Below are 13937 nucleotides of genomic sequence, written 5' to 3'. Positions count from 1 at the left end.
GCTGACCGGTCCCCCCGCAGGGGAGCGCACGGGCCCGTATGATGCCCCTACTATGCGTATTCTCGTGACCGGCGGCGCCGGCTTCATCGGTTCGGAGTTCGTACGCCAGTTGTTCGGCGCTGACGACTCCGCCCGGATCACTGTCCTCGACAAGCTCACCTACTCCGGCGTCGAGGAGAACCTCGCGCCCGTGGCGGGCCACGCCGGTTACAGCTTCGTCCGCGGCGACATCTGCGACGCCGACATCGTCGACCAGGTGATGCCGGGCCACGACGCGGTGGTGCACTTCGCGGCCGAGTCCCACGTCGACCGTTCGATCGCCGGCGCCGGCCCCTTCGTGACCACCAATGTGCTCGGCACCCAGGTGCTGCTCGACTCCGCCCGCAAGCACGGGGTCGGCCGCTTCGTCCATGTCTCCACCGACGAGGTGTACGGCTCGATCAGCGAGGGCTCCTGGACCGAGGAGTGGCCGCTGCAGCCCAACTCCCCGTACTCGGCCTCCAAGGCCGCCTCGGACCTGCTGGCGCTGGCCTACCACCGGACCCACGGCATGGACGTGGTGGTGACCCGTTGCTCCAACAACTACGGGCACTACCAGTTCCCGGAGAAGGTCGTCCCGCTGTTCACCACCAACCTGCTGGACGGCAAGCAGGTCCCGCTCTACGGCGACGGCGGCAACATCCGGGACTGGCTGCATGTCTCGGACCACTGCCGGGGCATCCAACTGGTGCTGAACAAGGGCCGGGCCGGCGAGGTCTACAACATCGGCGGCGGCACCGAGGTCACCAACAAGGAGCTCACCGGCCTGCTGCTGGACGCGGCCGGAGCCGACTGGGACATGGTCGTGCCGGTCGCCGACCGCAAGGGGCACGACCTGCGCTACTCGATCGACATCGGCAAGATCAGCGAAGAACTCGGCTACGCGCCGCAGGTCCGGTTCGAGGACGGCCTGGCAGCCACCATCGCCTGGTACCGCGACAACCGCGCCTGGTGGGAGCCGCTCAAGCGGAAGGCAGCACTGGAACCGTGAGCCGGTCCGAGCACAGCAGCTGGTTGGTCGCCGGCGCGGGGGGGATGCTCGGCCAGGACATGCTGGCCGTACTCGCTGCGGTACCGGGTGCCCGGGTCACCGCGGCGTCCCGGAATGACCTGGACATCACCGATCCCGAGGCGGTCACCGCGGCCGTCGCGGACCACGACATCGTCGTCAACGCCGCGGGCTGGACCGACGTGGACGGCGCCGAGACCCAGGAGGCCACGGCCAGGGCGGTCAACGCCGACGGCGTGGCCAACCTCGCGGCTGCCTGTGCGGCCGGGGGAACCGTACTGCTCCATGTCTCCAGCGACTACGTGTTCGACGGCTCCGCGACCATGCCGTACCCGGAGCACGCGCGCACCGGTCCGCTGAACGCCTACGGCCGTACCAAGCTGCTGGGCGAGCGGGCGGTCATCGACCTGCTGCCCGAACAGGGCTACGTGGTCCGTACGGCCTGGCTCTACGGGGAGCACGGCCGCAACTTCGTGGCCACCATGCTCAAGCTGGCCGCCCAGCGGCCGACCATCGACGTGGTCCAGGACCAGCGCGGACAGCCGACCTGGTCGTACCAGCTGGCCGGGCAGCTGGCCGCGCTGGGCCTCGCCGCGCTCGACGGCCGGGCGCCCGCGGGGATCTACCACGGCACCGCGGCCGGGGCCACCACCTGGTTCGGGCTCGCCCGGGCCGTGTTCGGGCTCTCCGGCCTGGACCCCGAGCGGATCCGGCCGACCACCTCCACGGCCTACATCCGACCGGCCCACCGGCCCCGCTACGGTGTGCTGGGACACGACGGCTGGGCCAGGGCCGGCCTTGAGCCGCTTCCCGACTGGCGGTCCGGCCTGGAGGAGGCGCTCCGGCGCCCCGCCTTCCAGCAGCTGCAACCGGCCGGCCAGCGATAAGAGACGAACGGCAATGAACAAGAAGATCGCCCGCGTCCTGAGCGTCGTCCCGCCGGGCACCCATCTGGTCATCGGCGGGACCCTGGTCCTCGGCGCGGCCTCGTACATCCAGATCGCCGCCGCGAACCACGCCCTGACCGGCGACTCCCGGGCCGCCGTGGCCGCCCTCTGGTCGCTGATCATGATGCTCACCCTCGGCCTGTTCTTCCCGGTCGAGCAGGAGCTGACCCGGGTCGTCGCGGCCCGCGCGGTACGGGGCGACGGAGTCCTGCCGGTGGTGCGCAGGGCCGCCGCGGTCACCTTCGGGATCATCGCCTTCTTCTCCCTCGCCATCGCCGTGTTCTCCGGCCCGGTCGCCCGGCTCTTCCTGCACGGGCAGAGCCAGTTGCTGTGGGCCTTCGCCGCGGCCATGGCGGGGATGGGGCTGGCCTTCGCCAGCCGGGGCGTGCTGGCCGGCCTCGGGCGCTTCAACGCCTACGGCGTCTCGCTCGGCATCGACGGCGGACTGCGGATCCTGCTGGCCCTCGGCCTGCTGGCGGCGGGTGTGCACTCGGCCCTGGCGTACGCCCTGGTGCTGGTGGCGGCGCCGCTCGGCGCGGTGCTGTGCACCTTGCCGGCCATGCTCAGGGGCTGCCGTCCGGGGCCGCAGATGCGCTGGTCGGAGCTGTTCCAGAACACCGGGCTGCTGATCTCCTCCTCGCTGCTGGCCCAGGTCGTGGTGAACGCGGCCGTGCTCACCACCGGACTGCTGGCGCCGCTGGACACCGACCTCCAGGTGGCGATCCTGAACGCCGGGGTGGTCTGCCGGGTCCCGCTGTTCGTCTTCGGCTCGCTCCAGCCGACCCTGATGACCGGCCTCTCCACCGCCGCCACCTCGGGGGACGGCCCTGGCTTCCGGAAGATGCTGGTGCAGACCTGCGCGGTGGTCGGCGGGCTCGGCGTGCTCGGCGCGGTTCCCGCGGTGGTCATCGGCCCCTGGCTGCTGGAGACCTTCATGGGAGCGCCGCCGGTGCTCGGCTCCATGGACCTCTTCTGGTTCTCCGTGGGGACCATGTTCTACATGCTCGCCATGGTCCTGGGACAGGCGCTGGTGGCCATGGGGCGCCATGTGCTGCAGCTGGCGGGCTGGGCGTTCGGCACCGCGGTCCTGGTGGGGGTGAGCTGCATCCCCGGCCCGGTTGCCACAAGGGTCGAGGTGTCATACTTCGTGGGGTCGCTCGGCACAGCGCTGCTGCTGCTCGGGCTCATCTGGCGCGAGTCCAGGCGGACGCCGCGTCCGGGAGCGCCGGCCGACGCACAGGAACTCGGCCCGCCGGCGATGCCTCGGGCCACCGAATCCCTCTAGCGAAGCCCATTCGAAAGGCGCGACTCCCGTGCAACTCTCCGTGCTCACCTCCATCACCGCCGTGGTGGTGCTGGGATGCATCCTGGAACTGCTGCGCCGTCAACAGCTCCGGGAGAAGTACGCGGTCATCTGGCTGACGATCGGTGTCGTCGTCGCCGCGCTCGGTTTCTTCCCCAGCCTGCTCGACGGTGTGGCCCACCGGCTCGGTGTGGCCAACGGCGTGAGCCTGGTGCTCTTCGCGGGCATCATCCTGCTGCTGCTCGTCTGCCTGCACCTGAGCTGGGAGGCCAGTCGGCTGGAGGCGGAGACCCGGATACTGTCCGAAGAGGTCGCCCTGGTGCGCAGCAAGGTCATCGAACACTCCGTCCTGCTCGATTCCCTGCGCCCGACCAACCCCGGCACCGCGGCGGACTACAAGGAAGAGCACGAGGTCCAGGCATGAACCCGGAGCAGCGCGTCCTGATCATCCTGCCGGCCTGGAACGAGTCCGAGGGCCTGCCGATGGTCCTCAAGGAGATCCAGACCAAGCTCCCCGGCGTCGACGCCCTGGTGGTGGACGACGGCTCGCTGGACGACACGGCCAGGGTCGCCGCCGCGGCGGGCGCCAGCGTGGTGCGGCTGCCCTACAACCTCGGGGTCGGCGGCGCGATGCGGCTCGGCTACCGCTACGCCTACGAGCACGACTACGACATCGCCGTCCAGGTGGACGCGGACGGCCAGCACGACCCCTCCTACGTGCCCGACCTGCTGAAGGCGCTGGAGACCTGCGACCTCGCGATCGGCGCACGGTTCGCCGGCGCCGGCGAGTACTCGGTCCGCGGTCCGCGCAAGTGGGCCATGCGCCTGCTGTCCCTGGTGCTCTCCCGGGTGGCCCGCACCCGGCTCACCGACACCACCTCGGGATTCCGGGCCTGCAACAAGCACCTGATCGCGTTCTTCGCCCACTGGTACCCGGTGGAGTACCTCGGGGACACCGTCGAGAGCATGGTCGGGGCCGTCCGCTGCGGTTTCACCGTGCGGCAGGTCCCGGTGGCCATGCGCGAGCGCACCACCGGCACCCCGAGCGCGTCGCCGGTGAAGGCGATGGTCTACCTGGGGCGGGCCGGCTTCGTGCTGCTGCTCGCGATGATCCGGCGGATGCCGGACCGTCCGGCACTTCACCCCGCGCCGTCGCCGGCGGCCCGCTGAGCGTGGTCACCGCGGCGCCGCGCTTCGACATCCTGGTGCCCCACTACGGGGACACCGTGCTGCTGCAGGCCGCCGTCCGCAGCGTGCTGGCGCTGGACACCGGCGGCTGGCGGCTGACGGTGGTGGACGACGGTGCCGAGCCCGGGGTCGGCGAGTGGTTCGCCGGCCTGGGCGACGCCCGGGTGCGGTACTTCCGCAATCCCCGCAACCTGGGCGTCTCGGGCAACTTCAACCGCTGCCTCCAGCTGGCGGACGCCGAGTACGTGGTGCTGATGGGCTGCGACGACCTGATGCACCCCGGCTATCTGCGGGTGGTCGAACAGGCCCTTCGGGCCGTTCCCGGAGCGGCCATGGTGCAGCCGGGGGTCCGGGTGATCGGAAGTGACGGCCGCCCGGCCGCGTCGCTGGCCGACGCGGTGAAGCGGCGGATCCACGCGCCGCTCCGCTCGGGGCACCGGCCGCTGGGCGGCGAGGAACTGGCGGTGAGCCTGCTGCGGGGCAACTGGCTCTACTTCCCGTCGATCTGCTGGCGTACCGACGCGCTGTCCGGCCGGGCGTTCCGGGCGGACCTCGCGGTCATCCAGGACCTGGCCCTGGTGCTCGAACTCGTGGCCGCGGGGGAGCGGTTGGCCGTTGCGGACGAAGTCTGCTTCAGCTACCGCCGCCATGCCCTGAGCGAGTCCTCGGCGCAGGCGTTGAGCGGTGCCCGCTTCGTCGAGGCCAGGAGGTTCTTCCTGGAGACCGCCGGACACATGGACCGACTGGGCTGGCACCGGGCCGCGCTGACGGCCCGTCGGCACCTCTGGAGCCGACTGCACGCGCTGAGCATGGTCCCCGGAGCGCTGCGGCGTGGCCGGCCGGACGGCGCGGCCGGCCTGATCCGCTTCGCCCTCGGGGCCGAACGGCGCTGATCGGCCCCACCGGGTTTGACAAGCGGCGGGCCGTGGGTACTCTCATCGGCCCCGATTGGCGTGGCCTGTGTCCGGTATGGCACACTAGCCAAGTTGCTCGGTTGAGCGTCGATGTTGCGCGCCTCCCGTCGGGAGGACCGGAAGCGAGTCCCACAGTACTCGTCGTGCCCGTGATGGCCGTTGCCTAGTTGATTGTGACGAAGCGCGGCAGCTGCGGCGCGGACGTACGGGAATCTTCCGGGAAGTGCAGACAGGCCCTCGATCCGGCGTTTCGCTCCGGGTGTGAACCTCACGGTTCCGCCGCCCGGGGCTGAGAAGTTCGACCAAGGATTTTGTATGGCGGGCAGCGCGACACGCCCGACCGCGTGGGTCGAACGAAACGCCACCGGAGGCTCCACCCGGAGCACCCGGCCGCAGAAGCGACAAGACGACACGAAGGACTACAAGAAGCCATGGCGGGACAGAAGATCCGCATCCGGCTCAAGGCCTACGACCACGAGGTCATCGATTCCTCGGCGAAGAAGATCGTCGAGACGGTGACGCGTACTGGTGCGCAGGTCGCGGGCCCGGTGCCGCTGCCCACTGAGAAGAACGTCTACTGCGTCATCCGCTCGCCGCACAAGTACAAGGACTCGCGCGAGCACTTCGAGATGCGCACGCACAAGCGTCTGATCGACATCCTCGACCCGACCCCCAAGACCGTTGACTCTCTGATGCGACTCGACCTCCCGGCCGGCGTCGACATCGAGATCAAGCTCTGAAGGGGCTGAACGAAGATGGCTAAGCAGATGAAGGGGATCCTGGGCGAGAAGCTCGGCATGACCCAGGTCTGGGACGCGAACAACCGGATCGTTCCGGTGACCGTCGTCAAGGCCGGGCCGAATGTCGTGACCCAGGTCCACACCGCTGATGGCACCGGCTACGACGCCGTGCAGATCGGCTTCGGCGAGATCGACCCGCGCAAGGTGAACAAGCCCCTCGCGGGCCACTTCGCCAAGGCCGGCGTCACCCCCCGTCGCCACCTCGTCGAGCTGCGCACCAGCGACGCCGCCGAGTACACCCTGGGCCAGGAGATCACCGCTGAGGTGTTCGAGGCCGGTATCAAGGTCGACGTGACCGGTACCAGCAAGGGCAAGGGCTTCGCGGGTGTCATGAAGCGCCACAACTTCCACGGTCTGGGCGCCGGCCACGGTGTGCAGCGCAAGCACCGTTCGCCCGGCTCGATCGGTGGCTGCGCCACCCCGGGTCGCGTGTTCAAGGGCATGAAGATGGCCGGTCGCATGGGCCACGAGCGTGTGACCACCCAGAACCTGACCATCCACGCCGTTGACGCGGAGAAGGGCCTGCTCCTGATCAAGGGAGCGATCCCCGGTCCGAACGGCGGCCTCATCCTGGTCCGCACTGCGGCAAAGGGGGCCTGAAGCAATGAGCACCATCAATGTTCTCTCCCCCGCGGGTGAGACTGTCGGCACCGTCGAGCTGCCGGCCGAGATCTTCGACGCGAAGGTCAGCATTCCGCTGATCCACCAGGTCGTCGTGGCCCAGCTGGCCGCGGCCCGCCAGGGCACGCACAAGACCAAGACCCGCGCCGAGGTCCGCGGTGGTGGGCGCAAGCCCTACCGCCAGAAGGGCACCGGCCGCGCCCGTCAGGGTTCGACCCGCGCTCCGCAGTTCGTCGGCGGTGGCGTCGTGCACGGCCCCCAGCCGCGCGACTACTCGCAGCGGACGCCGAAGAAGATGAAGGCCGCCGCGCTCCGTGGCGCCCTGACCGACCGGGCCCGCAACTCCCGCATCCACGTCGTCACCGGCGTGACCGCGGGCGAGGCGCCGTCCACCAAGACTGCCCGCACCCTGATCGGCAAGATCAGCGAGCGCAAGAACGTCCTCCTCGTGGTCGAGCGCGACGACGAGCTGGCGATCAAGAGCGCCCGCAACCTGCCCGAGGTGCACATCCTTGAGGCCGGTCAGCTGAACACCTACGACGTGCTCGTCTCCGACGATGTGGTCTTCACCCAGGCCGCCTTCGAGCGCTTCGTGGCCGGCCCTGCCGCGTCCGCGAAGGCCGTTGCCTCTTCGAGCGAGCTCGAAGGGAGCGACGCCTGATGAGCGACGCACAGATCACCAGCAAGACGTTCACGGACCCCCGTGACGTCCTGGTCAAGCCGGTCATCTCGGAGAAGAGCTACGCGCTCCTCGACGAGGGCAAGTACACGTTCATCGTGGCGCCTGGCTCCAACAAGACCCAGATCAAGCAGGCCGTCGAGGCGGTCTTCGCGGTCAAGGTCGCCAACGTCAACACGATCAACCGCGTCGGCAAGCGCAAGCGCTCGAAGACCGGTTTCGGCAAGCGCAAGGACACCAAGCGCGCCATCGTGACGCTGGCAGAGGGCAGCAAGCCCATCGACATCTTCGGGGCTCCGACCTCCGCCTGACGGCGAGTCGGATAACCGAAACGGACGAGGACAGAAGAAGCCATGGGCATCCGCAAGTACAAGCCGACAACGCCGGGCCGTCGTGGCTCCAGCGTTGCCGACTTCGTCGAGATCACGCGGTCCGAGCCGGAAAAGTCGCTGGTCCGCCCGCTGCACAGCAAGGGCGGTCGTAACAACACCGGTCGCATCACTGTTCGCCACCAGGGTGGCGGTCACAAGCGTGCGTACCGCGTCATCGACTTCCGTCGTCACGACAAGGACGGCGTCCCGGCCAAGGTCGCTCACATCGAGTACGACCCGAACCGCACCGCACGCATCGCGCTGCTGCACTACGCAGACGGCGAGAAGCGCTACATCATCGCCCCGGCCAAGCTGGGCCAGGGCGACCGGGTTGAGAACGGCCCCCAGGCCGACATCAAGCCCGGCAACAACCTGCCGCTGCGCAACATCCCGGTCGGTACGGTCATCCACGCCATCGAGCTCCGGCCCGGTGGCGGCGCGAAGATCGCCCGTTCCGCGGGTTCCTCCGTGCAGCTGCTCGCGAAGGAGGGCGTCTACGCCCACCTCCGCATGCCCTCGGGCGAGGTTCGCCTGGTCGACGCCCGCTGCCGCGCCACGATTGGCGAGGTCGGCAACGCCGAGCAGTCGAACATCAACTGGGGCAAGGCCGGCCGTATGCGCTGGAAGGGCGTTCGCCCGACCGTGCGTGGTGTCGCCATGAACCCGATCGACCACCCGCACGGTGGTGGTGAGGGTAAGACCTCCGGTGGTCGCCACCCGGTTTCGCCGTGGGGTCAGAAGGAGGGTCGTACTCGTTCGCCGAAGAAGGCGTCCAACAAGTACATCGTCCGCCGCCGCAAGACGAACAAGAAGCGCTAGGAGCAGTCTCGATGCCGCGCAGCCTCAAGAAGGGGCCCTTCGTCGACGACCACCTTCTCAAGAAGGTGGATGTCCAGAACGAAGCAGGTACCCAGAACGTCATCAAGACCTGGTCCCGCCGCTCCATGATCGTGCCGGCGATGCTGGGCCACACCCTCGCGGTGCACGACGGTCGGAAGCACGTCCCGGTGTTCGTCACCGAGTCGATGGTCGGCCACAAGCTCGGCGAGTTCGCGCCGACCCGCACCTTCCGCGGCCATGAGAAGGACGACCGCAAGTCGCGTCGTCGCTGATCTGCGGAAAGCGAAGACCATGACAGACACCAACAAGGGGACAACCATGGAAGCCAGGGCCCAGGCGCGGTACATCCGCGTCACGCCCATGAAGGCCCGCCGCGTGGTGGACCTCATCCGTGGCATGAATGCCACGGAGGCCCAGGCGGTCCTGCGTTTCGCTCCGCAGGCCGCAACTGTGCCGGTCGGCAAGGTGCTCGACAGCGCCATCGCCAACGCCGTGCACAACTACAACCACAACAACGTGGAGTCGCTGTACGTCGCTGAGGCGTACGTCGACGAGGGCCCGACTCTGAAGCGTTTCCGTCCGCGGGCCCAGGGCCGCGCGTACCGGATCCGCAAGCGGACGAGCCACATCACTGTGGTTCTCGCGTCGAAGGAAGGGACCCGGTAATGGGCCAGAAGGTTAACCCGCATGGGTTCCGCCTCGGCATCACCACGGACTTCAAGTCCCGCTGGTATGCCGACAAGCTCTACAAGGACTACGTCAAGGAAGACGTCGCCATCCGTCGGATGATGACGTCCGGCATGGAGCGCGCCGGCATCTCGAAGGTTGAGATCGAGCGCACCCGTGACCGTGTGCGGGTGGACATCCACACCGCACGTCCCGGCATCGTGATCGGCCGTCGCGGCACCGAGGCCGACCGCATCCGCGGCGACCTCGAGAAGCTGACCGGCAAGCAGGTCCAGCTGAACATCCTCGAGGTCAAGAACCCCGAGCTGGACGCCCAGCTCGTGGCTCAGGGCGTCGCGGAGCAGCTGTCCTCGCGCGTCTCGTTCCGTCGTGCCATGCGCAAGAGCATGCAGGGCACGATGAAGTCCGGCGCCAAGGGCATCAAGGTCCAGTGCTCCGGCCGTCTCGGCGGCGCCGAGATGTCCCGCTCCGAGTTCTACCGCGAGGGCCGCGTGCCCCTGCACACCCTGCGCGCCAACGTGGACTACGGCTTCTTCGAGGCCAAGACCACCTTCGGTCGCATCGGTGTCAAGGTGTGGATCTACAAGGGCAATGTCAAGAACATCGCCGAGGTCCGCGCGGACAACGCCGCGGCCAAGGCCGGGAACCGTCCGCCCCGTGCGGGTGGCGCTCCGGCCGAGCGTCCCCGTCGTGGCGCCGAGCGCCCCGCCGGCGGCGAGCGCGGTGGCCGCGGCCGTCGTCCCGGTACCGAGGCTCCGGCCGCGGTGACCGAGGCTCCGGTCGAGGTCGCGTCCTCGGACAACACTGGAACGGAGGCCTGACCCCATGCTGATCCCTCGCAGGGTCAAGCACCGCAAGCAGCACCACCCCAAGCGGCGTGGCATGGCTAAGGGCGGTACCGAGTTGGCGTTCGGCGAGTACGGCCTCCAGGCCGTCTCCCCGGCGTACGTGACGAACCGGCAGATCGAGTCCGCTCGTATCTCCATCACTCGTCACATCAAGCGTGGCGGCAAGGTCTGGATCAACATCTACCCGGACCGTCCCCTCACCAAGAAGCCGGCCGAGACCCGCATGGGTTCCGGCAAGGGTTCGCCGGAGTGGTGGATTGCCAACGTGCACCCCGGACGCGTGATGTTCGAGTTGTCGTACCCCAACGAGAAGATTGCTCGCGAGGCGCTGACCCGCGCCGCGCACAAGCTTCCTATGAAGTGCCGGATTGTCCGGCGCGAGGCAGGTGAGAGCTGATGTCGGCCACCACCACGGAGCTTCGTGAGCTGGACGGCGAGGGTCTCGTCGCCAAGCTCCGCGAGGCCAAGGAGGAGCTGTTCAACCTCCGCTTCCAGGCGGCGACCGGACAGCTCGACAACCACGGTCGGCTCAAGCTGGTCAAGAAGGACATCGCGCGGATCTACACCCTGATGCGTGAGCGCGAGCTGGGCATCGAGACGGTGGAGAGCGCCTGATGACTGAGAACACGAACGAAGCAGCTGCACGCGGCGCCCGCAAGACCCGTGAGGGTCTCGTCGTCAGCGACAAGATGGACAAGACCGTCGTCGTCGCTGTCGAGGACCGCGTCAAGCACGCGCTGTACGGCAAGGTCATCCGCCGTACGAACAAGCTGAAGGCGCACGACGAGGCCAACGCCGCAGGCATTGGCGACCGTGTCCTCCTTGCGGAGACCCGGCCGCTGTCCGCGACGAAGCGCTGGCGCGTCGTCGAGATCCTCGAGAAGGCCAAGTAGTAACGAACGCGATTGGGCGCGGTCCGTATGTGCCTGAGGTCCCCTCCGGGGGCGCTCGGGTGAGCAGCGGGCCGGCCCGGTCCCGATCGTTGACGATCAGGAGAAAGCTGTGATCCAGCAGGAGTCGCGACTGCGTGTCGCCGACAACACTGGTGCGAAGGAAATCCTTTGCATCCGTGTTCTCGGTGGCTCCGGCCGACGCTACGCGGGTATCGGTGACGTCATCGTCGCCACCGTCAAGGATGCGATCCCCGGTGGCAACGTGAAGAAGGGCGATGTGGTCAAGGCCGTCATCGTCCGCACCGTGAAGGAGCGCCGTCGTCCGGACGGTTCCTACATCCGTTTCGACGAGAACGCCGCCGTCATCCTCAAGAACACCGATGGTGACCCCCGCGGCACGCGCATCTTCGGCCCGGTGGGCCGCGAGCTGCGCGACAAGAAGTTCATGAAGATCATCTCGCTTGCGCCGGAGGTGCTCTAGCCATGACGAATCGCGCTGCGAAGTACACCACCAAGAACGCGATGAAGATCAAGAAGGGTGACCTGGTCCAGGTCATCACCGGCAAGGACAAGGGCAAGCAGGGGAAGGTCATTCAGGCCATTCCCACTGAGGACCGCGTGCTTGTCGAGGGTGTCAACCGGGTCAAGAAGCACACCAAGGTCGGCCAGACCGCCCGTGGTGCCCAGACCGGCGGCATTGTCACGACCGAGGCCCCGATCCACGTGAGCAACGTTCAGCTCGTGGTGGAGAAGGACGGCAAGAAGGTCGTCACCCGCGTCGGTTACCGCTTCGATGACGAGGGCAACAAGATCCGCGTTGCCAAGCGAACCGGTGAGGACATCTGATGACCGACACCTCTGTTGAGAAGGTGAGCCCCCGTCTCAAGGAGCGCTACCGCTCCGAGATCAAGGGCCAGCTGCAGGAGGAGTTCTCCTACGAGAACGTCATGCTGATCCCCGGCCTGGTCAAGGTCGTGGTCAACATGGGCGTGGGCGACGCCGCCCGCGACTCCAAGCTGATCGACGGTGCGGTCCGCGACCTCACCGCGATCACCGGTCAGAAGCCGACCGTCACCAAGGCCCGCAAGTCCATCGCGCAGTTCAAGCTGCGTGAGGGCCAGCCGATCGGTACCCACGTCACCCTGCGTGGCGACCGCATGTGGGAGTTCCTGGACCGTCTGGTGTCGCTGGCGCTTCCGCGCATCCGCGACTTCCGCGGTCTGTCGCCGAAGCAGTTCGACGGCAAGGGCAACTACACCTTCGGTCTGACCGAGCAGGTCATGTTCCACGAGATCGACCAGGACAAGGTCGACCGCACGCGCGGCATGGACATCACCGTGGTCACCACTGCCCAGACCGACGACGAGGGCCGGGCGCTGCTGCGTGCCCTTGGCTTCCCGTTCAAGGAGAACTGAGCACATGGCTAAGAAGTCCCTCATCGCGAAGGCGGCCCGCAAGCCGAAGTTCGCTGTCCGGGGTTACACCCGGTGCCAGCGCTGCGGCCGTCCGCACTCCGTGTACCGCAAGTTCGGTCTCTGCCGCATCTGCCTTCGCGAGATGGCTCACCGCGGCGAGCTCCCGGGCGTCACCAAGAGCTCCTGGTAACAACCAGAGGTTCTGGGGTCAGCAGGGTCCCGACCATGATCCGCCTTTTTGGAACTCCCCGGAGTCTCCCGTAAGGTAGTGAGGTCGGGGCCCCGCGCCCCTGATTCGTCTTACGCAGTACATGATCAACTACGCCGTAGGTCCCCGCGCCGCGCCCGCTCTGGTTCATCCCCGGGCTGCGCGCTTCGGGAAACCCCGGTGAGAGAGGCCACAGGCCATCATGACCATGACCGACCCGATCGCAGACATGCTGACGCGTCTGCGAAACGCGAACTCGGCCTACCACGACGTCGTCGTGATGCCCCACAGCAAGATCAAGACTCACATCGCCGAGATCCTCCAGCAGGAGGGCTACATCACGGGATGGAAGGTCGAGGACCCGAAGGAGGGCGAGGTCGGCAAGAAGCTGACGCTCGACCTCAAGTTCGGCCCGAACCGTGAGCGCTCGATCGCGGGCATCAAGCGGATCTCCAAGCCGGGTCTGCGGGTCTACACCAAGTCCACCGCTATGCCGAAGGTGCTCGGCGGCCTGGGAGTGGCGATCGTCTCCACTTCCGCGGGTCTGCTCACCGGACAGCAGGCAGCCAAGAAGGGCGTGGGTGGGGAAGTCCTCGCCTACGTCTGGTAACTCAGGGAAACGGAGGTACAGCAATGTCTCGCATTGGACGGCTGCCCATCCCGGTTCCCGCCGGCGTGGACGTCACCATCGATGGCCGCACGGTCTCGGTCAAGGGCCCCAAGGGAACCCTTGCCCACACCGTTGCCGCGCCGATCGACATCGCCAAGGGTGAGGACGGCACTCTGCTCGTCACCCGCCCCAACGACGAGCGCGTGTCCAAGGCCCTGCACGGCCTGAGCCGCACGCTGGTGGCGAACATGATCACCGGCGTGACCGCGGGCTACCGCAAGTCGCTGGAAATCAGCGGCGTCGGCTACCGCGTCCAGGCGAAGGGCTCCTCGATGGAGTTCGCCCTGGGCTACAGCCACCCCATCCTGATCGAGGCCCCCGAAGGCATCGCCTTCGTGGTCGAGACCCCCACCAAGTTCCACGTGGACGGGATCGACAAGCAGCAGGTTGGCGAGGTGGCTGCGAAGATCCGCAAGCTGCGCAAGCCCGACCCGTACAAGGCCAAGGGTGTCAAGTACGCCGGCGAGGTCATCCGCCGCAAGGTCGGAAAGAGTGGTAAGTAGCT

Annotated in this window: 23 protein-coding genes; all 23 read left to right on the top strand. The window is 67.9% G+C overall.

Translation table 11 applies throughout. The features are described from left to right. The first annotated feature begins 52 nt into the window (after window positions 1–52). The 23 genes from rfbB (at window position 53) to rplF (ending at window position 13935) form a co-directional block, all read left to right on the top strand. Complete coding sequence (rfbB, locus tag ACEZDG_RS07580) at window positions 53–1030, top strand: dTDP-glucose 4,6-dehydratase (RefSeq protein ID WP_380504319.1); 978 nt, start codon at window positions 53–55, stop codon at window positions 1028–1030. Continuing rightward, window positions 1027–1935: a dTDP-4-dehydrorhamnose reductase gene (gene rfbD / locus ACEZDG_RS07575; protein WP_380504316.1), complete on the top strand. Its 909-nt coding sequence runs from the start codon at window positions 1027–1029 to the stop codon at window positions 1933–1935. The genes rfbB and rfbD overlap by 4 nt, the downstream gene beginning before the upstream one ends. A 13-nt stretch (window positions 1936–1948) precedes the next feature. Further along, a complete protein-coding gene (locus tag ACEZDG_RS07570; RefSeq protein ID WP_380504313.1) occupies window positions 1949–3280 on the top strand; it encodes a hypothetical protein in 1332 nt (443 codons plus the stop codon). 28 nt (window positions 3281–3308) lie between these two features. After that, on the top strand, window positions 3309–3722 hold the full coding sequence (locus ACEZDG_RS07565; RefSeq protein ID WP_380504311.1) for a DUF2304 family protein: 414 nt from the start codon (window positions 3309–3311) through the stop codon (window positions 3720–3722). Then, the gene (locus ACEZDG_RS07560; protein WP_380504309.1) at window positions 3719–4468 is read left to right on the top strand and encodes a glycosyltransferase family 2 protein; all 750 of its coding nucleotides are present in this window, start codon (window positions 3719–3721) and stop codon (window positions 4466–4468) included. The genes ACEZDG_RS07565 and ACEZDG_RS07560 overlap by 4 nt, the downstream gene beginning before the upstream one ends. Before the next feature lie 2 nt (window positions 4469–4470). After that, entirely contained in the window at window positions 4471–5379 is a 909-nt protein-coding gene (locus tag ACEZDG_RS07555; RefSeq protein WP_380504306.1) for a glycosyltransferase family 2 protein, read from the top strand. 452 nt (window positions 5380–5831) lie between these two features. Continuing rightward, a complete protein-coding gene (gene rpsJ / locus ACEZDG_RS07550) occupies window positions 5832–6140 on the top strand; it encodes a 30S ribosomal protein S10 (RefSeq protein ID WP_020549238.1) in 309 nt (102 codons plus the stop codon). A gap of 15 nt (window positions 6141–6155) precedes the next feature. Further along, complete coding sequence (gene rplC / locus ACEZDG_RS07545) at window positions 6156–6800, top strand: 50S ribosomal protein L3 (RefSeq protein ID WP_380504303.1); 645 nt, start codon at window positions 6156–6158, stop codon at window positions 6798–6800. A gap of 4 nt (window positions 6801–6804) precedes the next feature. Continuing rightward, the gene (rplD, locus tag ACEZDG_RS07540) at window positions 6805–7482 is read left to right on the top strand and encodes a 50S ribosomal protein L4 (RefSeq protein ID WP_380504300.1); all 678 of its coding nucleotides are present in this window, start codon (window positions 6805–6807) and stop codon (window positions 7480–7482) included. After that, window positions 7482–7811, top strand: coding sequence for a 50S ribosomal protein L23 (rplW, locus tag ACEZDG_RS07535; RefSeq protein ID WP_380504298.1), 330 nt, complete (start codon window positions 7482–7484; stop codon window positions 7809–7811). Before rplD ends, rplW begins: the two co-directional genes overlap by 1 nt. Window positions 7812–7853: 42 nt before the next feature. Continuing rightward, window positions 7854–8690 carry a 50S ribosomal protein L2 gene (gene rplB, locus ACEZDG_RS07530; RefSeq protein ID WP_380504295.1) on the top strand — a complete coding sequence of 279 codons (837 nt, stop codon included), beginning with the start codon at window positions 7854–7856 and terminating at the stop codon, window positions 8688–8690. Between the two features lie 11 nt (window positions 8691–8701). Beyond that, on the top strand, window positions 8702–8983 hold the full coding sequence (rpsS, locus tag ACEZDG_RS07525) for a 30S ribosomal protein S19 (protein WP_380504293.1): 282 nt from the start codon (window positions 8702–8704) through the stop codon (window positions 8981–8983). A gap of 46 nt (window positions 8984–9029) precedes the next feature. Further along, window positions 9030–9377, top strand: a complete 348-nt coding sequence (gene rplV / locus ACEZDG_RS07520; protein ID WP_380505441.1) for a 50S ribosomal protein L22 — start codon at window positions 9030–9032, stop codon at window positions 9375–9377. Then, window positions 9377–10219: a 30S ribosomal protein S3 gene (rpsC, locus tag ACEZDG_RS07515; RefSeq protein ID WP_380504290.1), complete on the top strand. Its 843-nt coding sequence runs from the start codon at window positions 9377–9379 to the stop codon at window positions 10217–10219. Before rplV ends, rpsC begins: the two co-directional genes overlap by 1 nt. Window positions 10220–10223: 4 nt before the next feature. Further along, window positions 10224–10643: a 50S ribosomal protein L16 gene (rplP, locus tag ACEZDG_RS07510; protein ID WP_030251586.1), complete on the top strand. Its 420-nt coding sequence runs from the start codon at window positions 10224–10226 to the stop codon at window positions 10641–10643. Next, entirely contained in the window at window positions 10643–10861 is a 219-nt protein-coding gene (gene rpmC, locus ACEZDG_RS07505) for a 50S ribosomal protein L29 (protein ID WP_380504287.1), read from the top strand. Before rplP ends, rpmC begins: the two co-directional genes overlap by 1 nt. Beyond that, window positions 10861–11139 (top strand): 30S ribosomal protein S17, encoded by a 279-nt coding sequence (rpsQ, locus tag ACEZDG_RS07500; protein ID WP_380504284.1) that lies wholly within the window; start codon window positions 10861–10863, stop codon window positions 11137–11139. The genes rpmC and rpsQ overlap by 1 nt, the downstream gene beginning before the upstream one ends. A gap of 109 nt (window positions 11140–11248) precedes the next feature. Then, on the top strand, window positions 11249–11620 hold the full coding sequence (gene rplN, locus ACEZDG_RS07495; protein ID WP_030251577.1) for a 50S ribosomal protein L14: 372 nt from the start codon (window positions 11249–11251) through the stop codon (window positions 11618–11620). 41 nt (window positions 11621–11661) lie between these two features. Then, a complete protein-coding gene (gene rplX / locus ACEZDG_RS07490; protein WP_034093714.1) occupies window positions 11662–11985 on the top strand; it encodes a 50S ribosomal protein L24 in 324 nt (107 codons plus the stop codon). Continuing rightward, window positions 11985–12554, top strand: coding sequence for a 50S ribosomal protein L5 (gene rplE, locus ACEZDG_RS07485; RefSeq protein ID WP_380504280.1), 570 nt, complete (start codon window positions 11985–11987; stop codon window positions 12552–12554). Before rplX ends, rplE begins: the two co-directional genes overlap by 1 nt. A gap of 4 nt (window positions 12555–12558) precedes the next feature. Continuing rightward, window positions 12559–12744, top strand: coding sequence for a type Z 30S ribosomal protein S14 (locus ACEZDG_RS07480; protein WP_380504278.1), 186 nt, complete (start codon window positions 12559–12561; stop codon window positions 12742–12744). A gap of 220 nt (window positions 12745–12964) precedes the next feature. Continuing rightward, complete coding sequence (gene rpsH / locus ACEZDG_RS07475; RefSeq protein WP_380504275.1) at window positions 12965–13372, top strand: 30S ribosomal protein S8; 408 nt, start codon at window positions 12965–12967, stop codon at window positions 13370–13372. A 23-nt stretch (window positions 13373–13395) separates the two neighbouring features. Then, on the top strand, window positions 13396–13935 hold the full coding sequence (gene rplF, locus ACEZDG_RS07470) for a 50S ribosomal protein L6 (RefSeq protein WP_380504272.1): 540 nt from the start codon (window positions 13396–13398) through the stop codon (window positions 13933–13935). Window positions 13936–13937: the final 2 nt, after the last annotated feature.

The organism is Streptacidiphilus alkalitolerans (genome assembly GCF_042511045.1).
GTDB lineage: Bacteria > Actinomycetota > Actinomycetes > Streptomycetales > Streptomycetaceae > Streptacidiphilus > Streptacidiphilus alkalitolerans.
Note: the sequence above shows the minus strand (reverse complement) of the source record. Positions and strands in the feature narration are given on the sequence as shown.